This is a genomic window from Pectobacterium carotovorum (assembly GCF_033898505.1).
Lineage (GTDB): Bacteria > Pseudomonadota > Gammaproteobacteria > Enterobacterales > Enterobacteriaceae > Pectobacterium > Pectobacterium carotovorum_J.
Genome location: NZ_JAXAFK010000001.1, coordinates 45,011 through 64,913, shown reverse-complemented (window position 1 = coordinate 64,913; position 19,903 = coordinate 45,011). Strand labels below are relative to the sequence as shown.

Annotated in this window: 17 protein-coding genes; 11 read left to right on the top strand and 6 right to left on the bottom strand. The window is 52.9% G+C overall.

Annotation, left to right across the window (positions count from 1 at the left end; genetic code table 11):
• The first annotated feature begins 13 nt into the window (after positions 1–13).
• The 6 genes from R9X49_RS00270 to R9X49_RS00245 all read left to right on the top strand — a co-directional run bounded on the left by R9X49_RS00270 (position 14) and on the right by R9X49_RS00245 (position 7,110).
• A complete protein-coding gene (locus R9X49_RS00270) occupies positions 14–418 on the top strand; it encodes an ExbD/TolR family protein (protein ID WP_107168199.1) in 405 nt (134 codons plus the stop codon).
• A 1-nt stretch (position 419) separates the two neighbouring features.
• Positions 420–1,166 carry an energy transducer TonB gene (locus R9X49_RS00265; RefSeq protein ID WP_319846749.1) on the top strand — a complete coding sequence of 249 codons (747 nt, stop codon included), beginning with the start codon at positions 420–422 and terminating at the stop codon, positions 1,164–1,166.
• 90 nt (positions 1,167–1,256) lie between these two features.
• On the top strand, positions 1,257–3,497 hold the full coding sequence (locus tag R9X49_RS00260) for a TonB-dependent receptor (RefSeq protein WP_319846748.1): 2,241 nt from the start codon (positions 1,257–1,259) through the stop codon (positions 3,495–3,497).
• A gap of 195 nt (positions 3,498–3,692) precedes the next feature.
• Positions 3,693–4,376 carry a MotA/TolQ/ExbB proton channel family protein gene (locus R9X49_RS00255; protein WP_319846747.1) on the top strand — a complete coding sequence of 228 codons (684 nt, stop codon included), beginning with the start codon at positions 3,693–3,695 and terminating at the stop codon, positions 4,374–4,376.
• Positions 4,369–5,715: a phospholipase D-like domain-containing protein gene (locus R9X49_RS00250; protein ID WP_319846746.1), complete on the top strand. Its 1,347-nt coding sequence runs from the start codon at positions 4,369–4,371 to the stop codon at positions 5,713–5,715. The genes R9X49_RS00255 and R9X49_RS00250 overlap by 8 nt, the downstream gene beginning before the upstream one ends.
• 33 nt (positions 5,716–5,748) lie before the next feature.
• Positions 5,749–7,110 carry an esterase-like activity of phytase family protein gene (locus R9X49_RS00245; protein WP_319846745.1) on the top strand — a complete coding sequence of 454 codons (1,362 nt, stop codon included), beginning with the start codon at positions 5,749–5,751 and terminating at the stop codon, positions 7,108–7,110.
• Positions 7,111–7,176: 66 nt separating this feature from the next.
• Here the strand turns inward: R9X49_RS00245 and R9X49_RS00240 are convergent, their stop codons facing one another.
• The 6 genes from R9X49_RS00240 to R9X49_RS00215 form a co-directional block, all read right to left on the bottom strand.
• Positions 7,177–7,863: a GntR family transcriptional regulator gene (locus tag R9X49_RS00240; protein ID WP_319846744.1), complete on the bottom strand. Its 687-nt coding sequence runs from the start codon at positions 7,861–7,863 to the stop codon at positions 7,177–7,179.
• A gap of 197 nt (positions 7,864–8,060) precedes the next feature.
• Positions 8,061–9,527 carry a mannitol dehydrogenase family protein gene (locus tag R9X49_RS00235; protein ID WP_319846742.1) on the bottom strand — a complete coding sequence of 489 codons (1,467 nt, stop codon included), beginning with the start codon at positions 9,525–9,527 and terminating at the stop codon, positions 8,061–8,063.
• 103 nt (positions 9,528–9,630) lie between these two features.
• On the bottom strand, positions 9,631–11,004 hold the full coding sequence (locus R9X49_RS00230; protein ID WP_319846741.1) for an MFS transporter: 1,374 nt from the start codon (positions 11,002–11,004) through the stop codon (positions 9,631–9,633).
• 204 nt (positions 11,005–11,208) lie between these two features.
• Entirely contained in the window at positions 11,209–12,231 is a 1,023-nt protein-coding gene (locus R9X49_RS00225) for a Zn-dependent oxidoreductase (protein WP_319846740.1), read from the bottom strand.
• 29 nt (positions 12,232–12,260) lie between these two features.
• A complete protein-coding gene (gene manD, locus R9X49_RS00220; protein ID WP_319846739.1) occupies positions 12,261–13,475 on the bottom strand; it encodes a D-mannonate dehydratase ManD in 1,215 nt (404 codons plus the stop codon).
• A gap of 290 nt (positions 13,476–13,765) precedes the next feature.
• Positions 13,766–14,665, bottom strand: a complete 900-nt coding sequence (locus R9X49_RS00215) for a LysR family transcriptional regulator (RefSeq protein WP_319846738.1) — start codon at positions 14,663–14,665, stop codon at positions 13,766–13,768.
• A gap of 276 nt (positions 14,666–14,941) precedes the next feature.
• Between R9X49_RS00215 and R9X49_RS00210 the strand changes: the two genes are divergently transcribed.
• From R9X49_RS00210 to R9X49_RS00190, 5 genes are all read left to right on the top strand, one after another.
• Positions 14,942–15,907: an alpha/beta hydrolase gene (locus tag R9X49_RS00210; protein WP_319846737.1), complete on the top strand. Its 966-nt coding sequence runs from the start codon at positions 14,942–14,944 to the stop codon at positions 15,905–15,907.
• 510 nt (positions 15,908–16,417) lie between these two features.
• Positions 16,418–17,116: a 4Fe-4S dicluster domain-containing protein gene (locus tag R9X49_RS00205; RefSeq protein WP_319846736.1), complete on the top strand. Its 699-nt coding sequence runs from the start codon at positions 16,418–16,420 to the stop codon at positions 17,114–17,116.
• Positions 17,109–18,071 carry a cytochrome c nitrite reductase subunit NrfD gene (gene nrfD / locus R9X49_RS00200; protein ID WP_319846735.1) on the top strand — a complete coding sequence of 321 codons (963 nt, stop codon included), beginning with the start codon at positions 17,109–17,111 and terminating at the stop codon, positions 18,069–18,071. The genes R9X49_RS00205 and nrfD overlap by 8 nt, the downstream gene beginning before the upstream one ends.
• Positions 18,072–19,448: an MFS transporter gene (locus R9X49_RS00195; RefSeq protein WP_319846734.1), complete on the top strand. Its 1,377-nt coding sequence runs from the start codon at positions 18,072–18,074 to the stop codon at positions 19,446–19,448. It abuts the gene before it with no gap.
• 46 nt (positions 19,449–19,494) lie between these two features.
• On the top strand, positions 19,495–19,842 hold the full coding sequence (locus tag R9X49_RS00190; RefSeq protein ID WP_319846733.1) for an FMN-binding protein: 348 nt from the start codon (positions 19,495–19,497) through the stop codon (positions 19,840–19,842).
• Positions 19,843–19,903: the final 61 nt, after the last annotated feature.

Below are 19,903 nucleotides of genomic sequence, written 5' to 3'. Positions count from 1 at the left end.
AGGGAAGTGAGTAATGAGAAACTGGAACGAACCCAAGAAGCAAAAAGCCCACATCGATTTGGTTCCGATGATCGATGTGATGATGTTCCTGCTGGTCTTTTTTGTGCTGATCAGCATGAACGTTATTCCTGCGCTGGGCCTGAAAACACAGCTCCCCGCCGCCGGCAGCGCGCAGCAACTCAAGCCGCAGAAGAAAGCGATCATCACGCTTGGCGCACAGGATCACCTTGAGCTGGACGGACAGCCGATGGCGCTAAGCGATCTTGTTACGACGCTGCAACAGCAGCAGCAAGACCAGCAAACCACCATCATTATCAACAGCGATAAAAGCGTCGAGGTTGAGCGACTGGTGGCCGTCATGGATACCCTGCGTCAGGGTGGGTTCTCGTCCATTTCTATCGCTACCCGGAAATCGTGACATGTATCTGCTCTATCGCTCACGCCACGCCATCAGTTGGTTGCCGCTGCCGGTCTTTGCTACCTGCCTGTTCTTCGCCAGCCAACAGCCGCCGCTGAAAGTTCAGCAGCAATACGACGAAACGGTCATGGCGCTCACGCTGGCTGAACCGGAACCAATTCCCCAGCCCGAGCCGCTCCCTGAGCCGGAACCCGAACCGGTGCCACAACCAGAACCCGAACCCGAGCCGATTCCGGTGAATGAGCCGGATCCGATCATAGAAGCTCCGCCAGTTACACCGCCGAAACCCGAAGTGAAGCCGAAGCCTAAACCAGAGGTTAAGCCCAAAGCGGAAACCAAGCCTAAACCGACCCCCGCTCCGGCTAAACCGACTGCTCCACGCCCGGAAGCCCCGACCAAGCGTCCGGCACCGGCAGCGCCTTCCGCACCATCGGTGAATGTTGCCGCGCTGGAAAATAGCTATGCGCAGGCGCTACGTGCGCAGCTTGAACAAACCAAACGCTACCCGACTGGACGTCAGGCATCACTCGAACGCCCCGAAGGCCGGGTTGAAGTCTGGCTGGAGGTCGATCGCACAGGACGCGTCATCGATTCAGGAATCAGTAGCAAAGCACGCAGCATGCTGCTGAACCGAGCGGCGCAAGCCAGCTTACAGAGCATCAAACAGGTTCGGGCCTTCCCTGCCGACGCCTTTGCAGGACAAAGCACAAAACGCTTTTTAGCCACGTTCGATTATCAAGCGCAGTAGCGTTTCGCACCTGAGCAAGAGAGTGAATCAGCAAAAATAACGTCAACAACATGTTGATTAATAAGTCACTGATAATACTGAGATTATTAAATGAAACCGTTCAAACTTTCTGGGGTATGTTTGTCCGTCGTCGGCGCATTACTGGCAGGTTCCGCGCTGGCGGAGGAAGCGACAGATGTCGGCACCATCAACGTACAAGGGCAACCGCTTGGCGCAGGATTAATGGTTCAGGAAGACAGCGCCAAATCGCGCTCAACCGTGACAAAAGACGCGCTGGATAAAATGCCCGCAGCTGGCAACGCCATTGATAAACTGAAATACACCGCGGGCCTGAACGTCAGCAGTAACGACGCCAGCGGCTTAAGCGGCGTCAGCTATACCATGCGCGGCATGAGTGCGGATCAGGTCGGCCTGTCATCAGACGGCATTCCCGTCAATGACTCCGGCGACTACGCCGTGTACCCGAACGGTATGGGCGACCCGGAAAACCTGGAGCAGATCTTTGTCACCCAGGGATCATCAGAAATGGACGGCCCACACATCGGCGCCAGCGGCGGTAACATCGGGCTGGTTTCCCACCGTCCGGCGAAAGATTTTGGCGGTTTCGTTAAGCAAACGTTCGGCAGCAACAACCTCAGCAAGACGTTCGCACGTCTGGAAACCGGTAAGCACAACGGCTTCAGCAGTTGGCTCTCTTACTCGTATACCGATTCCGACAAATGGCGTGGCGCAGGGTATTCCCGTGCCGATAAAGTCGAATGGAACGGCCTGTATGAACATGAAAACGGCCACAGCAGTAACCTGATTGTGAAATACAATAAGCAAGATACCATCAACTACTCGACGCTGAGCAAACGGCAGTTCGAGCAGAATGGGCGCAAGATGGATTACGCCACGACGCCGGTTTACAACAACCGTGGACAAATTTCCCAATACTACAAACTCAACCGCAATAACTTTGAAACGCTGAATGTCACGTTCACCCAGAAGTTGCAGTTGCGCGATAACATGGCGCTGACGTTACAGCCTTACTATTTCTCGACGAACGGCGGTAGCTTCGGCAGCGGAACTGCCAGCGTGTTATCCGCCACGTCGGACCGCGCAGGTAACTACGATCTCAGCAACCTGACCTCCAACACCTACTATCGCCCGTCGTGGACGGAAACCTGGCGGCCGGGTATCACCACCAAGCTGAAATGGGATATTAGCGACGAGCATAGTCTGGATATCGGCTACTGGTTCGAGCGTGCCCGTCAGCGTCAAACGCAGCCGTTCATTCCGATTAAGAGCGACGGTACCCCGGCTAACATTTCCGGCAAACCCGGCGATGCGGATCAGATCACCGACGCGAATGGGAAAGTGGTTCAAGGCCGTAACCAGTTTACCGTCACGCCAGCCCATAAAATTTGGGTTCAGGACACCTGGTTCTTCTCCCCGGAATGGACGTTCACCGGCGGTCTGGCCTATCAGCACGTAGAACGTGACGGCACTAACCTCGGCAGCTTGTACAACGTCGCAGAGAAAAAGAACAAGAAATACCACGAATTCCTGCCTAGCTTTAACGCAGCCTACCGCATCAATACCGAAAATCAGGTGTTCTATAACATCACGCGCAACATGCGTACCCCGCCCAACTACGTCTTGTACAACGTTGGCGATTCCATCAATACCAAACCGGAACTGAGCTGGAATCAGGAACTCGGCTGGCGCTTCCAGAACGAGGACATGCTGCTGAGCGCTTCGCTGTTCTTTATCCAGTTTACCGACCGTCAGATCTCCAGCCGTGACGCCAACGGCGATTACGAAATGATCAACGCTGGGAAAGTGGAAAACAAAGGACTGGAACTGGAGTGGAGCGGCAAGCTGCCACATAACTTCAACTACTTCGCCGCTTATACCTATACCGACACTGAGCAGAAAAACAATCTCGCCACCAGTGGCAGCCAGCTCCCCACTATGGGCAAGCAGGTCGCCAACGCGCCGAAAAATATGCTCAACCTCGGGCTGGGCTATGACGACGGTCTCTACTATGCCGGCGTGAACAGCCGCTATGTCGGTTCGTTCTACGGCGACATGACCAATGACGAGAAGATCGGCGGACGTACCGTTTTCGATCTCAGCGCCGGTGTCTATCTGCCAGTGGATAAGAAGATCGTGAAAAGCGCCACCTTACGCTTTGGCGTCAGCAACCTGTTCGACAAAGAGTACCTCGACTCCGCACGTTCAGTGAGCTTCAACTCACGGTCGTATAACGGCGTATCGGCAGGCACACCGTTTTACAACGTCGGGGAAGAGCGCACCTTCAGCGCCTCACTGGAAGCCACGTTCTAATCTGTTAATAGTCTAAATACAGAGCAAAACGGGGGTAATGGGATAGAAGAGTAAAGCGTCCGCGCCAGGGATGGCGCGGCTCGAGCTTACAAGGATGTACTTGCAGCGTCTTTACGATCTACCCATTACACCCGCCCGACGCGCATCGTCATCAATCACAAACAATGCCTAACAAGGCAACAAAAGGATCAGGCCATGAACGCCGATATGCTGCACGAGATTATTTTCTACATCATGTACGCCTCACTGGTGATCGCCCTGATGATCATCATCGAACGCAGTCTCTATTTTTCCTATACGCGCCGACAGGCCAAACGTCTGGAGCGCGCCCTGACGGCGGGCATCCGTCACATTCACGATCTGCCGGACGCCCTGACCCAGCGCCCCAGCCTGCCCATCACTGTCGTCACGCCCGTGCTGGCGCAGTCGCATCAGGCAGAAAACCGCGATGCGCTTAACGACCTGATCGACGCACAATATCTGCAAAGTAAGCCGCAGCTGTCGCGCGGGCTATGGATTCTGGAGACGGTCGTCACCGCAGCACCGTTACTGGGGCTGCTTGGCACCATCATGGGGATTATCGAAACCTTCAAAGCGCTGTCCGCCGCGGGAATCTCCGACCCGAGCCAGGTTTCTGCCGGAATGGGAACCGCGCTGTACGCCACTGGGCTGGGCATCGCCATCGCGCTAGTTTGCCTGCTGGGGAACAATTTCCTGCAAAGCCGAATGGAACACATCAACGAAATGCTGAAAGTCCTGCTGATTCGCGCCGGAATGCCGCATACTCGCCAACAGAAAGCGGGCCCTGCGGTAACGCACCATTCCATGACAGACAGTGCCGTAACGGAAAAAGCGATGGCGGAGAAGCGCTATGCTTAATCGTTGTGGTTTCATCAATCCGGGGCGACGCTGGAAGCATTGCATCAACACACTGCTGACAGGAGGCGTATTGTTTATTGTGAGTGCGTCAGCCCATGCCGACGCCAGCGCTAGCGGTTACCGCATTCCCGGCTATGAATTAGTGTATGACGCCCCGGTAGAAACCACGCTGATCGCCCCCGATTTACGCCCCAGCGATGCGGTGTGGATATCGCTGTTTGATAACGCCCAGCACACCATTGAACTGGGTCAATTCTATGTCGCGAATCAGGCGGGAACACGTTTTGATAACGTCTTACAACATCTGCGTGCCGCCGGAGAACGCGGCGTGCGAATCCGCCTGCTGCTCGAAGAGAAAGGGCTAAAAATTTCTACGCAGGACACGCTGGAACAGCTCAAAACGATTCCGAATCTGGAGCTGCACGTGATTCCTTTTGAACGCCTGAGCGGCGGTATTGTGCATGCCAAATACCTGCTGGTTGATAGCAAACAGGCCTACATGGGCAGCCAGAATCTTGACTGGCGGGCGCTGGAACACATTCACGAAACGGGATTATTGATCGACGATCCACACGTGGTGAAGCAAATTGGCGCTATTTTCGAACAAGACTGGCAGGCGCAGGCGCGACTGGCCCACGGTGAAACCGTTCCGCCGCTGCCCGCGACAACGCAACCTGTTGACCGTTCGGGCAACTATCTGGTTGCCAGCCCCAAAGCGTTCAATCCCGCTGGCGTGATAGATTCCGAAGAAGAACTCCCCCGCTTGCTAGCCGAAGCCCAGCAGCAGGTGCGCATTCAGGTGATGGATTACGTCCCACTCTCCTACGGCCCGGATAAAACGCGCCCGTACTACGCGGTTATCGATAACGCCATTCGTGCCGCCGCCGCACGCGGCGTCCAGATCGAGCTGATGGTGTCCGAATGGAGCACCAAAATGCCGAATATCGCCTACCTGAAAAGCCTGGCGGTGCTACCCAACATCCAGATAAAAACGGTATCCATACCGCAAGCCAGCAGCGGCTTCATCCCGTTTGCCCGCGTGATCCACAGTAAGATCATGACCATCGACGGCAAAAAAGCCTGGATTGGCACCAGCAACTGGAGCGGCGGCTATCTGGATAACTCGCGCAATCTGGAGATGGTGATTCAGAACCCGGCGATGGCGCAGCGGGTAGACATGCTTTATACACAACTGTGGAACAGCGCCTATGCACACCCTCTGCGTATTGATTATGATTACCCTCGGCCCGATCCGGGTGGCATGAAAGAAAAAGAGAAAAATAAGGAGAAGGAAAACAGCCCTTCGTCCGCGACAGGCGGCACGGTCAACGCACCGTAGCCACCACCAGAATGACCGTTGATGGGGAATAGCATGAAACACACGTTGTTAGCACTGCTGGTTGCCGGATTTTTGCCGTTCAGCGTTCAGGCCGCAGGAGAAAAAGTGACACGCTATGTCGTCACCTTCCCAGCCAGCGAGCGTGTGGCGTATCAGGGCAAATTTGCCCAGAACTTCCCCAACGGTCTGCCTGTCGGCATTGGTTCCGGCCTCTATTTTACCGGTAAACAGGGTGACGACCTGATGTTCGTCACCGTCACCGATCGCGGCCCAAATGCCGATGCGCCGTTGGTCGGCGAGAAAGAGGCCAAGATCTTTGCCAGCCCTGATTACGCGCCGCTGATGATGGATATTCGGGTCAGTGCAAAATTCGCAGAGGCGAGCAATTCACGCCCGTTGCACGATGTCGAGGGCAAGATCACCGGCCTGCCGCTACCTGCGGACGTTATCGGCACCACCAATGAAGTGGCGCTGAATGACGCCCTACAACCGCTCAGTACCAGCCAGCGTGGGCTGGACACCGAAGGGATTACGCCGGACGGCAACGGCGGTTTCTGGCTGTGTGACGAATACGGCCCGTTCCTGATCCACGTTGATGCCAGCGGGAAGATCCTGCAAAAATTCGGGCCGACGCCTGCGGGCAATGAACACTCTGTTGCCAGCGGCTTACCGAATATCATCAAGTGGCGTCAGCCAAATCGGGGTTTTGAAGGCCTGACCCGCCTGCCGGACGGCACGATCGTCATGGCTGTACAAAGTACGCTGGATATCGACGGCAAAAGCAAAAACAAAGCGCAGTTTACGCGTCTGGTGATGTTTAACCCGGAAACCAAGACCAGCCGCATGCTGGGTTACCCCATCAACATCGACAGCTATAAGAAAGCGAAGGATGCCAAAATCGGCGATATCGTGGCGCTGGATAATCAGCGCATTCTGCTGGTCGAGCAAGGCGCGGATAAAGACAAACAGATGCAGAACCGCATCTATCTGGTCGATCTCAGCAAAGCGAGCGACCTGACGCCGTTCGATGCCGATGGCAAATCGCCGGAATTTGACGATCTCGCCCAGTTGGAAAAACGCGGCATTACGCTGGCGCACAAGCAGGAGCTGGTGGATCTGCGTAAGCTCGGCTGGCAGCAGGAGAAAGTGGAAGGTCTGGCGCTGGTCGATAAGCAAACGCTGGCGGTCATTAACGACAACGACTTTGGCCTACAATCCGTGCTGCAATCCCCGGTGAAAGCAAAAGATAAGGCGGATGACTATCAGGTTACTGCCGATGGCAAACTGACGCGGAACGGCAAGGCGGTCGAGACAACGTTAGCCATCAAACCGTTGGAGAAGCCAGAAGCCGATAACGAACTGTGGGTGATTACCCTGCCACAGCCGCTCAAGTAGTCTTCTGTGACATGGCTTCCACCGGAGACGGGGAAGCCACTATTCAACGCACTCAAGTCAACGCGATCAGGCGTGCTCAAACCAGTCGCTATTCTGTTGCGCAATCGGCGTAATCGAATAGATCATTTCCTGCAAATGCTCACGAATCGCTTTTTCCGCGGCATCAGGGTCACGCGCTTTCAGGGCGTTAAAAATCAGGTAGTGCTGTTGGATCAGACTGACTGGCGGTGAAACCTGGCTCAGGCTGAGAAAACGTACGCGGTCCATCGTCGCTTTAATCGACTCAATGGTTTCCCACGCCAGCGGACAGTTGGCAATCTGCGTCAGAAGCTGATGGAAGCTGTCATCAAGGCTGAGAAACTCGCGTACCTGCTCATTCTGCGCGGCCAGTTCCTGACGGCGTAAATTGTGCTCCAGCGTCAGCAGCTGTTCTTCCGTCACCATTTCTGCCGCCCGACGCACAATCGCGCATTCCAGTGCCTGACGGATAAAGCGGGCATCCGCCACGCGCTGCTCGGAGATCTTCATCACAAACGTGCCGCGCTGCGGCAGGATCTGCACCAGCCCGGCCTCTGCCAGCTTGATAAAAGCCTCTCTGACCGGCTGGCGGGAAACGTCAAAACGCACAGAAATTTCTTTTTCAGACAGCAGCTTACCCGGCGGAATATTGCATTCCACAATGTCTTTGCGCAGTACGCGATAAATTTGCTGGTTGACTGGTTCGTTGTTGTTGATCTGAAAAGAGGTATCCATGCCGCTGTGCTTAGCCAAGAAATTTACCGCTTATGATACACGCTTAGCGCAGCGAGTGTCAGTGTTACAACGCCAGTCGTAGTGAGAGTGGGAGACACAGAGCGAGGCATCGTCGGCATTTGCCTCACCCTGCGTTGTTTTATCGTCACGGCTATCTAATGCCGTCACGCGACGGCCATCGCCATCGCGCTTTCGTCTTACCAGTCACACTCCTGCAATGTGCCCTTCACGCCCTTCTCTAGCAATGACAGGTAGTGCTGCGTCACCACATCGACAAAGACAGGATTTTTCGGTAAGTCCTCACCGAAAATCACCGTCAGCGTCAGCAGCGCCGCAACCCGGCTCTCGCCTTCCGGGCTGCGTTGCACCGCTTCAGCGATCTGATCTTTTAGCGGATCGCTGATTTCAATCGGTTTTCCTTGCTCGTCTACGCCGCCGACATAGCGCATCCACCCCGCCACGCCGAGCGCCAGCGCATCAAAACGGCTACCGCGCGCCAGATGCCAGCGGATCGAATCCAGCATCCGCTGCGGCAGTTTTTGCGAACCGTCCATCGCAATCTGCCAGGTACGGTGTTTTAACGCCCGATTGCGATAGCGATCCAGTAGCGCATCTGCATAGGCGGCGAGATCGACTCCCTGTGTACGCAGCGTCGGCGCCTGTTCATGCAACATCAGGTGATGCGCCGCCGCGACCAGGTCGCTGTCCTGCATGCACTCGCTGATATGTTGATAGCCAGCAAGGTAGCCCAGATATGCCAGAAACGAGTGGCTGCCGTTCAGCATCCGTAGCTTCATTTCCTCAAACGGCAGGACATCCTGTACCAATTCCGCACCGGCTTTTTCCCACGCGGGACGACCGTTAACGAAGTTGTCTTCAATCACCCACTGGAAAAACGGCTCGCAGGCAATACCCGCCGGATCGGCGACACCCAGCTGTCCCTGAATCGTCTCCAGCGTTTCCTCAGTGATAGCCGGAACAATCCGGTCCACCATCGTGGACGGAAAGGTGACGTGCTGTTCAATCCAGCGCGCCAATTCGACATCCTGCAGCTCGGCCAGTTGCACAATCACGTTGCGCGTGACGTGCCCGTTTTCCGGCATATTGTCGCAGGACATCACGCTGAATGCCGGTAGCTGGCGTTCCCGTCTGCGTTTGATAGCAGCCAGAATCACACCGGGCAGGGAGCGTGGTTCTGCGGGCAACCCCAGATCGTGGCAAATCAGCGGATGTTCACTATTCAACTGCCCCGTCGCCGGATGGTGGCAATAGCCTTTCTCCGTGACGGTAATCGACACAATGGCGATATCCGGCACGCTTAGCGCTTCCAGCACCGCCTCGATGCCTTCGACTTCCGCATGCAGCGCACCGGTTGCTACGCCGATGACCCGGCTATGCCAGCCGCTGTCCGCCATTTCGGAAACCGACCACAGCAAATCCTGCTGGCGAATAGCCTCAATCTGCTGTTCGCCGCCAATCAGGTTAATTTCGCAATAGCCCCAGTCGCTACCGTGCTCAGCCGCCAGTTTATCGGCACAGACCGCCTGATGCGCCCGGTGGAATGCGCCAAAGCCAATATGCGCAATACGTGTTTTTAGCAGGCTGCGGTTGTAACGCGGCACCACAACCTGCGGTTTAAGAGTAGAAAATTCGCTGATACTCATCGTTATCCCTGATAGGTGATTCAAAAAATACGTCTACGCCCTAAATGATTCGAGTTGCAGCAAGGTCACCTCATCTGCAACTCGAACAATGACAATCTGAACGTTATGCTGCGTCGTCTAATTCATCTAAATCGCGATCTTTCACTTCAGGCATGCAGATGGCCGCGAATAAACCAATCACTGAATAAGCAATCAGCATCACAACAATCGGCCACCAGGAACCGGTCATGTTGCAGAAAATACCCGCTAATACCGGACCAAAACCAACGGCAACCAAACCACCGGTTTCTTTGGCAATCGCCATTTGCGTAAAGCGGCTGCGTCCACCGAACATTTCCGCCATGGTGATATTTTCCAGCGCAAATAATCCCAGTACCGCGAAGTTATGAATAATGATGATGCTGACGATAATCACATTGACGCTATTCTCTTTATCAACAATAAGAGAGAGCATCGGGTAGGCTAACAATATCGCCGAAATATTCAGGATAATATAAGGTACGCGGCGACCGACTTTATCTGACAGCCATCCTAATAATGGAATCGTAATAAATCCGATAATAGAACTAATCATTAACGCGTCAGTAGGAATATATTTCTCAAACAGCAGCGTTTGAACCAAATATCCGGCCAGAAAGGTCTGAATTAACCCTGAGTTTCCCGCCTGACCGAAACGCAGCCCGGTAGCCAGCCAAAACGCTTTGCTTTTGAACATCGACAGGATCGATTTCTGCTCGCTTTGCTCAACCACCAGCGCGGGGGATGGCTCTTCGGTACCGGATACGTCATTGCTGACTTTCTCAAAGACCGGGCTTTCTTTCAGGTTCATACGCAGCCAGATCGCGAATATCATCACGACGACGCTGGCCAGGAACGGTACACGCCAGCCCCACGCCAGTAATTCTTCTCTGGAGAGGGCAAAGAACATGAAGGCCCAGATAGCGGTGGCGCTAAGCGTACCGCAGTTGGTGCCCATCGCCACCAGTGAGGAAATAATCCCGCGTTTCCCCTTCGGCGCATATTCCGCCAGCATCGTTCCCGCACCGGAGATCTCCGCGCCCGCGCCTAACCCCTGCACGATGCGCAAGGTCACCAGCAATATCGGCGCGAAAATACCGATCTGCGCGTAGGTCGGCAGCACGCCGATTAACGTGGTACAGATACCCATCATGGTAATGGTAATAAAGAGCACTTTCTTTCTACCGATGGAGTCACCCATACGGCCGAAAATAAAGGCGCCGACGATACGTGCCACGTAGCCAGCACCATAAGTCCCCATTGCCAGAATCAGCGCCATCGCCGCCGATTGTTCAGGGAAGAAGATTTCATGGAAAACCAGCGCCGCCCCGAGCGAATACAGCTGGAAATCCATAAATTCCAGTGCGGTGCCCAGCCAGCCGGACACCGCCGCTTTGACTAAGTCAGAGGTACTTCTTGCAGGCTTATTTTGTCCAGATGCTATTTTATGCGTATTCATATATATACTCTCGACGATTTGTAATTATGGTAGAGCACAGTAAATAAAATTACCGTTCATCATGGTGTCGCAATCCACTCCAGTCCGTTATTAGCGGTCTGGAGTGATTAAGAGAGAAATAATTACTTCAAAGGAATCATGATATTATTCTGTAATCGATAACGTTTTTCCTTTTATATTATTCGGTACCATTATTTATATCTGTCATGCTTCATTAAACGTCAGCAGGACTTTACAGCAGCACTTTTGATCTTTTTCAAAGACCTCAATCGCCTGTACCACCTGCTGATAATCAAACCGATGCGTAATCAGTTTTGCCGGATCGATACGTTTCTCTTTCAGCCACGCAATCACGATAGGGAATTTGTTGGCATTCAATCGTGATGAGAAGATGGAGAGCTCTTTGCTGGTGATGCCCTGCTGGCTAACCTGGCAAGGTTCGCTGGAAAAGCCCATGATGGCGATACGCGCTGCCGGAGAGGCAATCGTAATCGCTTCCTGCAAAATAGACGGATGACAGGCAGCGTCAACGATCAGCGTAGGCTTGATATTCAACGCTTCCAGTTCGTCTTTTAATGACAGCGATGCGTTGTTGATGACCCTGTCCGCTCCGCTACGCAATGCCATATCCAGACGTTCAGGAATGCGGTCAACAACAATCACCTCCTTCACGTTGAACACGCCTTTCAGCACCTGAACCGAGGTCAACCCCATCGGCCCCGCGCCATAAATCAGGGCGACATCCTGCTCCGTCGGTTTCACCTGCGCGGTCACATTGGCGGAAATCGTGAAGGGTTCCACCATGACGGCGAACTCGTCAGGAATTTCATCGGGAATGACGTGTGCATTCTTCGCCGGTACAGCAGCATATTCGCTGAACCCGCCGTCACGATGCACGCCCAGCACCACCAGCGAGGTACAGACGTTCGGCTTGCCGATGGAACACGGGTAGCAGTGGCCGCAGCTCACGACCGGATCGACCGACACGCGTTCGCCCAGACGGGATGCCCCCACGCCCTCACCCACCGCCTCAATCACGCCGAAGAATTCATGCCCAATCACGCGCGGGTACTTGGCAAAGGGGTTATGCCCGCGGTAGATATGGCTGTCCGAACCACAGATGCCCGCCAGTTTCACCTTCACCCGAACTTCACCTGCCGCGGGTTGTGGAATCGGACGTTCTTCAATCACCAGCGTATTCGGCTGCTGTATCACAATGCTTTTCATGTGTTGGCCTCTTATTCCAAATTCCACTCTTACCAATTCCACAACGTGCCGTCTTCCAGACGGGCAACTGGCAAATAAGCGGGGTCATAGGGATATTTGGCCGCCAGCTTTTCATCGAACTCAATGCCTAACCCCGGTTTTTCGCCTGGGTGCATGTAGCCGTTATCAAACGTCCAGCTATGCGGGAACACCTCCAGCATTTGCTCCGAATAACCCATGTATTCCTGTACGCCGAAGTTTGGCACCCAGAGGTCAAAATGCAGCGCCGCCCCCATGCAGATAGGCGACAGATCCGATGGCCCGTGCGAACCGGTGCGCACCTGATAGAGCGAGGCAAAATCGGCGATGCGACGCATGCCGGTAATCCCGCCCGCGTGGGTAATCGTCGTGCGAATGTAGTCGATGAGCTGTTCTTCGATCAGTTGCTTGCAATCCCAAATACTGTTAAAGACTTCACCGACCGCAATCGGCGTGACGGTGTGTTGGCGGATTAAACGGAAACACTCCTGGTTTTCCGCAGGCGTCGGATCTTCCATCCAGAAGAGGCGATAGTCTTCAATGCTTTTGCCAAAGCGCGCTGCTTCAATCGGCGTCAGGCGGTGGTGCATGTCATGAAGCATGTGCTCGTTGAAGCCAAACTTATCGCGCACCGCCTCAAACAGCTTCGGCGTGAAATCGAGGTATTTTTCCGTCGACCACAGCTGTTCTTCCGGCAGACTGCCTTTTGTCGCCGGCTCATACGCCAACCCTTTGCCTTTCGCCATACCGTAGGTGGTTTTCATACCCGGCACGCCGCACTGTACGCGAATCGCCTTGAAGCCCTGATCGCGATGCTTGGCGTAATCATCCAGCACTTCATCAATCGAGTGGCCCGTCGTGTGGCAATACACCATCACACCCGTGCGCGATGCCCCGCCCAGCAGTTGGTAGAGCGGCATGTTGGCGGCTTTGGCCTTGATGTCCCACAGCGCCATGTCGACCGCCGAAATGGCAGACATCGTCACCGGGCCACGGCGCCAGTACGCGCCTTTGTAGAAATATTGCCAAATGTCTTCGATCTGGTGCGCATCGCGGCCAATAAGCTGCGGACACACGTGATCTTTGAGGTAAGAAGCGACCGGCAGTTCACGCCCGTTGAGCGTCGCATCGCCAAGGCCGGTTAATCCGCTATCGGTCGTAATTTTCAGGGTGACAAAGTTCCGTCCCGGGCAGGTGACAAACACTTCAGCGCTGACAATCTTCACGTTACTTATCCTTCTGTGCATGTAGCCATTCGTTTATGCTGACTACCATACAAGTATATTAATAGCGATAATTTGAATCGCCTCACATTTATTCACATCTGCAACATTTATCTAAAATCTATGAAGGTCGGGAAGAGAAACCAGGGCGCATCGAAGGGATAAAACATGGGGGGAGAAAAAGGCGGCAACCGTTCATCAAGTCAGCGCATCAGGGATGGCAGGAGCGCGAAGCACGTTCTCTGCGGCGGTACGCGCGCAGGCTATCCGCCCCTTCCAAACAAGGAAAACCCTTACCGAACGGACTCGCTGTAGTCTTGCAGGAAATCCAGAAACAGTCGCACCATGGGAATGTTCGTGCTGCGTTTCAGATAGCTAATAGCGAAAGTCCTTTTCAGTTTCTCTTCCAGCGGAATAACCGCGACATCGTAAGCGGTCAGGCTTTTGGCGACAGATGAACAGAGGAAGACCACGCCGGACAGGTTGATCACCAGATCCATAATGATGTCCATGTTACTGCATTCACGAAAGTAGCTGGGGTTGATGCCCTGTCGGGTGAAGGATTCGGAAACCACGGCGTGTTCCCCCGTCCCTTTTTGCGGCACGATCAGCTTTTCTTTTACCAGCTGCGGCAAACTTAGCGTCTGATTGTCAGCAAGCGGGTGCGACGTCGCCATCACTGCCACAATGTCATCGATCTGGCAAATGGTGTGATGAAACAATGGATCGTTCAGGTACTCATCAAAAGGCGTCGAGAAAGACAGGTGGATCTCGCCATTGCGCACTCTTTCCAGTAAGTCCGTGCTTACGCCGTCAATGAAAGAGATATCGATATTAGGATAGGCTTTCTGAAACAGGTTAAACATATTGTAGTGGGCCAAGCGATTGAATATCGGGATCACACCAACCAGTAGCGCGCCATCCGTGCTTTCCTCATAGCTACTGACGAATTGCTCCAGCTCATAGTGCTCTTTAATCATCCCCTGAATTTTGTCAGCAAAGATCTTCCCGAATGGCGTCAGAGAAAACTGCCGGGTGGTTCTGTTAATCAGTTTTCTTTCCGTTTCAAGTTCCAGCCGCGCGATCTCCTGCGACAAAAACGCCTGAGAGATATTCAGCGCTTTTGCCGCTTTAGTGAAACTCCCGACCCGGATGAGTTCCTGATAATAAATCACACGTTTTATACTGAGCATTGCTTTATATTACGCATCAACGATAGCTTCTATAAGCGGCCATAATAACAATTATAATGATTTGTAAATAATCAAATGTGATTAGATGCACATTTAATTCATGAGAAATAACGTTAATAGTAGATATAGTCAACTTATTATCAACGAGGAAATAATTTATTCAATTAAGATGAAGCACCAATAATATTAAAGATTTTTTAATATTATTTTTACAAATACGACATCACCTCTCACAAACCAAAAAGTTTACATTTCCCTAACAAAAGGACTTAAGATATGGATTATTCGACAACAACAAAAATAGGGTTAGCGACCTTGGCAATGATGAGCACGACCGCAATCAATGCGGCACAGAATCAGTATGAAATTACCGTAAAGCAGGAAACGATATCCGTGAAGTTAATCTCTGACGTCGTTTATTCTCAGGTATCGATGCGGGGCTATCCGAATGTGGCATTAAAAATGGATATTCTTCAGCCCGACGCGAAGAAGGCGCTCCCCGTTGTGTTATTCATTACCGGCGGCGGCTTTATTAACGCCAATAAAGATAATTACCTGCAACAGCGCCTGAGCATTGCCGAAGCCGGTTATGTGGTTGCCAGCATGGAATACCGCGTCGCCCCCACCGTTCTTTTCCCCTCGCCGTTGGAAGATGTCAAATCCGCCATTCGCTATCTACGCGCCAATGCGAAAAAGTTCGGCATTGACGGCCGACATGCCGCGGTTTTCGGTTCATCGGCAGGAGGCTACCTGGCGGCGTTTGCCGGGGTGACAAATGGCTCAAAAGCCTACGATAAAGGCGATAATCTCGACCAAAGCAGTGATGTCCAGGCCGTCATTGATTTCTATGGCTTATCCGATCTGACGCTCGTCGGCGAAGGCTTCCCTGATGATGTCGTTCAGAAACACGCATCGCCTTCTGCAACAGAAGCTATCTGGGTCAACGGCACCGCCGTGTTTAACGAAGGAGGCGCCATCACCCGCTACCCTGACAAAGCCGCAGCAGCCAACCCGATTAATTTTATCGGCACCACTACACCGCCGTTCCTGATTATGCACGGTACCAACGATACTTCGGTTTCGCCACGCCAGACCGAGCGGTTATATCAGGCTCTGACGGCAAAAAACATTGAATCAACGTACTACCGCGTTAAAGACGCAGAGCATGGCGGGTCGCATTGGCTACAGCCTGAAATCATGAAAATTACCGTGGGCTTTCTTGATAAACACCTAAAACCTTAATACCCGTTTACGGTTTTTAGTCTATCCCTCCATTATTTTGTTACACAAACGTTAGTGCTAAATACGCACTAACGTTTTTTATTTGTTACGGAAAAAGTCATTATCCATTCCGCCCCCCTTTACTACTCACATAAAAAATCGACAATCTGATACACATCAATTATTCGTTTTTATCACAAAAATAAAAATAGCAACTTGCATCCATATAATAGAAACACAATTTCTTAAGCTAACGAGAGAAATAAAACTGCATTTATAACAAATCAGTATTTGTTATATACGGATATACAAAAAAACAAACGTGACCAAGCGCACACTTAGTCTTTTATCCCCATGCTCCAATAAAACCATAATAACAACGTGGCTTATTTATTATTTCCATCGTAACGATGGACCGCTATTTTCTATTAGCGCCACACTGCGAAATATTAACACGATGGCGACATTAATAATGTCTATGACATCTTATGGTATTCGCACGGCTATCATCTCAATGTGAAGATTTATAATATGGAAGAATTATCTCGCCGTCGTTTTATTGCCTATATGGGAAGTACGATTGCCATTAGTGGGCATATCGGTTTCGCCCACGCGCAAAATGAGCCCGAAAAAGCGCAGGGTAAAGTAGCCGTTAAATATGGCTTATTGCATAACGAAATGCGCTGTATCGGCTGCAAAGCCTGTATCAAGGCCTGTAAAGAGACCAATAACGTGCCCGATGGTGTAACCCGGCTGGATATATTGCAAACCGTCGATATTTCCGCCGTCGAGAAAACGCGCGCCATTAAGCAATTTTTCCGTAAATCCTGTCAGCACTGTGAGAACCCGCCCTGCGTTGCCGTCTGCCCAACGGGGGCATCCTTCAAAGATGCGCTCACCGGTATTGTCGACGTCAATGACAAGCGCTGCGTGGGCTGCCGCTACTGCATTGCCGCGTGTCCTTACCATGTGCGTTTCATCAACCCGGTCACGAAGACGGCGGACAAATGTAACTTTTGTCGGCAAACCAATCTGGCCGCCGGAAAGCAGCCCGCCTGCGTCGAAATCTGCCCCACCAAAGCCTTGGTATTTGGCGATCTCAACGATCCTGAAAGCAACATTGCCAAGATGATCGCCAGCAACGCGACTTACCGTTCCAAGGTTTATCTGGGCACCGAACCCCAACTCTACCGTATGCCGGGGAAACGAGGAGAAATCGACAATGCATAACGCCTTCACGTTCGATACGCTGGTATGGGACTGGCCCATCGCCGTTTATCTTCTTCTGGTCGGCATTTCGGCAGGAATGGTCACGCTCTCGATGTTCCTCAGGCACTACGTTCCCAGCGAGTATCACGGCAGTAATCGCCTCATCAAAGCCACCGCCATCGTGGCACCGCTCGCCGTCATCCTCGGGCTGGCGATTCTGATTTTTCATCTGACTCAACCGCTGACCTTCTGGTATTTGATGGTCTTTTACAACCCGACGTCCATCATGTCGCTGGGCGTAATGCTCTTTCAGGTGTACTTCGTCGTGATGCTGTTATGGCTCATCACGCTTTATCATGACGGGTGGCTGACGCAGCTTGAGGCCGTCTGGCATCGGCCTGCGCTGGCGGCGAAAGTGCGTAAGCTGGCGGAGATGATCGTAAACAAGGCCGCGATAATTGAAAACCTGCTGCTGGTGCTGGCCATCCTGCTCGGCTGCTATACCGGCTTCTTGCTGTCCGCGTTGAAATCGTTCCCGCTCTTGAATAACCCCATTCTGCCCGTCCTGTTTCTGGTATCCGGCACCACCTCCGGCATTGCCGTCATGCTGCTGGCCAGCGCGTGGGGGAACACGACCTCAAGCCATTCACGCTCCCTGCATTTCATCCACCGCGTGGAAACACCGGTGGTGTACGCCGAACTGTTCCTGCTGTTCGCGTTTTTTATCGGGCTGCTACTTGGCGGCGGACAAAAGGTTGTCGCCGCACAGACTGCGCTCTCGGGCTTCTGGGGTGGCGTATTCTGGATTGGCATTATCGGTATCGGCATTGTGATTCCCTCCATTGCCAATCGGGTGTGTAAGCCTTCTGTCCATGCCAGTAAAGGCCAGCTGATTACGTTAGCCGTCATGAGCCTGTTCGGCGTGTTCCTGCTGCGACTGTTCGTGCTTTATGCCGGACAAATGACGGTGGCCTGAATGAATACGTCATGGGTCTTATTCTGGATTGCTTCGGTTACTTTTTTCATGCAGTCCCTGGATACCACCATGGTGTACGTCGCCATCCCCGCCATTGCGCAGTCGCTACACCAGCCGGCGTTGCATATGGAGGCGATTGTGATCGCCTACATTGTCACGGTTGTCGCGTTTACGCCGGCCAATAGCTGGCTGGCGGAACGGTTGGGAGAGAAGAAAACCTACCAGATCGCCATCGCCACGTTCATGATCGGCTCGCTGCTGTGCATGACGGCAACCACGCTCGGCAGTTTAAGCGTATACCGCTTTATTCAGGGCATCGGCGGTGCGCTCATGCTACCCATCATCAGAACCGTCATCTTGCGCACCACGCCGCAGAGTCTGAAATTACGCTTCCTGAATCGGGTGACCTTATTGGGATTACTTGGCACCCTGCTCGGCCCCGTTGTCGGTAATATTCTGGTTAGCTTGCTCTCGTGGCAGGCGATATTCCTCGTGAATATTCCGCTGGCTGTAGTCTGCTTTTTTCTGGCAAGCCACACTATTCCTGCAGCGCCGCTAAAAGAGACATCTCGCACCGGCGCCTATGAATTAGCCTTTCCCATTTTGATGTTATTTCTCGTGGCCTTCATGCTAACCACCGCCACGAAAAATATATTGCCAACGTTCGTCATGTTATTTCTGTCTTGCAGCACGCTGGGGCTGGTTTTGCTTTACTATCGGCAGCACCTCATCGCAGAGACTGCGCTATTCCCCCGCGCACTGTTCGGCATCAGAACCTTTTCTGTCGGCATAATTGGCGGCGTCGCAACGCGAACGCTGCTGGCATCAACACCCGTCGTCCTGTCGTTAATGCTGCAAACAACGCTGGCCTGCAAACCCGCTGAAACCAGCCTGATTCTGCTGCTTTTTTCCAGCGGCGCGCTGCTGTCAAAGCTGCTGTTTGAACCGCTGGTCAAGCGTACTGGCTACCGGCGGCTATTGATGCTGACAACCGGCGTGACATCGCTATGTATCCTCGCCCTGAGCGCCGCCGTGCAGGAGCAATCGATGCCTCTCATCGGCATTATTGCCATGATATTAGGCGTGCTGATTTCGACCTTATATTCAGCAGAAAGCACCCTGGCCTTTAGCAACCTGAATAACAGCACATACCACAGCGGCAATAATCTACTGACCATTAGCCAGTTACTGTCCGTCATGCTCAGTATGACGCTGACGTTTCCGCTATTACGTTTTCTTTCTCAGTTTGAACACCTCTTCAACCTTAACCCTTTCAGCCTGCTGTTTTTATTACTCGGCATTGGCTTACCAATGTGCTGCCTGATATTCAGGCCCCTCAATAACGACGACGGCTACCACTTTATTCATGGGAGATAACCTTGTGATTCACCGTATTTATTCAAAAACGACGGGAAATATTGATATGAAAATCTGCTCAGGAATGCTTCCACTCTGCCTGCTATTCGCAGTGGGTACCGCGGTCGCGCAAGAAGGGAATTTTAAAGCCGGTACCTACTCCGCCGCCAGACAGGGTATCGGCGGGGACGTCACCGTCACGCTCGACATCGATGCACAGGGGAAAGTCCTCAAATCGACGATTGATGCCCCGGAAGAAACGCCGGAAGTCGGCGGGGAAGCAGCCATCGAACTCGCAAAAACCATGACCGAAAAACAGAGCATTGAGGTTGATGGGGTATCTGGCGCCACGATGACCAGCGGTGCGGTGAAAGAAGCGGCGGAAGACGCGTACTCACAGGCTAAGGCGAATTAATACCGTTGGTTCTCCACGCGCAGCACAGCTGCATTCTAAGAATACGAATAACATGAAGGAA

What these genes read in the sequence shown, in the direction of transcription:
- R9X49_RS00245 (WP_319846745.1), top strand. Translation starts at nt 5,749, where the DNA reads ATGAAACACACGTTGTTAGCACTGCTGGTTGCCGGATTTTTGCCGTTC.
- R9X49_RS00250 (WP_319846746.1), top strand. Translation starts at nt 4,369, where the DNA reads ATGCTTAATCGTTGTGGTTTCATCAATCCGGGGCGACGCTGGAAGCAT.
- R9X49_RS00270 (WP_107168199.1), top strand. Translation starts at nt 14, where the DNA reads ATGAGAAACTGGAACGAACCCAAGAAGCAAAAAGCCCACATCGATTTG.
- R9X49_RS00260 (WP_319846748.1), top strand. Translation starts at nt 1,257, where the DNA reads ATGAAACCGTTCAAACTTTCTGGGGTATGTTTGTCCGTCGTCGGCGCA.
- nrfD (WP_319846735.1), top strand. Translation starts at nt 17,109, where the DNA reads ATGCATAACGCCTTCACGTTCGATACGCTGGTATGGGACTGGCCCATC.
- R9X49_RS00265 (WP_319846749.1), top strand. Translation starts at nt 420, where the DNA reads ATGTATCTGCTCTATCGCTCACGCCACGCCATCAGTTGGTTGCCGCTG.
- R9X49_RS00235 (WP_319846742.1), bottom strand. Translation starts at nt 9,527, where the DNA reads ATGAGTATCAGCGAATTTTCTACTCTTAAACCGCAGGTTGTGGTGCCG.
- R9X49_RS00210 (WP_319846737.1), top strand. Translation starts at nt 14,942, where the DNA reads ATGGATTATTCGACAACAACAAAAATAGGGTTAGCGACCTTGGCAATG.
- R9X49_RS00255 (WP_319846747.1), top strand. Translation starts at nt 3,693, where the DNA reads ATGAACGCCGATATGCTGCACGAGATTATTTTCTACATCATGTACGCC.
- R9X49_RS00195 (WP_319846734.1), top strand. Translation starts at nt 18,072, where the DNA reads ATGAATACGTCATGGGTCTTATTCTGGATTGCTTCGGTTACTTTTTTC.
- R9X49_RS00215 (WP_319846738.1), bottom strand. Translation starts at nt 14,665, where the DNA reads ATGCTCAGTATAAAACGTGTGATTTATTATCAGGAACTCATCCGGGTC.
- R9X49_RS00240 (WP_319846744.1), bottom strand. Translation starts at nt 7,863, where the DNA reads ATGGATACCTCTTTTCAGATCAACAACAACGAACCAGTCAACCAGCAA.
- R9X49_RS00230 (WP_319846741.1), bottom strand. Translation starts at nt 11,004, where the DNA reads ATGAATACGCATAAAATAGCATCTGGACAAAATAAGCCTGCAAGAAGT.
- R9X49_RS00225 (WP_319846740.1), bottom strand. Translation starts at nt 12,231, where the DNA reads ATGAAAAGCATTGTGATACAGCAGCCGAATACGCTGGTGATTGAAGAA.
- R9X49_RS00190 (WP_319846733.1), top strand. Translation starts at nt 19,495, where the DNA reads ATGAAAATCTGCTCAGGAATGCTTCCACTCTGCCTGCTATTCGCAGTG.
- R9X49_RS00205 (WP_319846736.1), top strand. Translation starts at nt 16,418, where the DNA reads ATGGAAGAATTATCTCGCCGTCGTTTTATTGCCTATATGGGAAGTACG.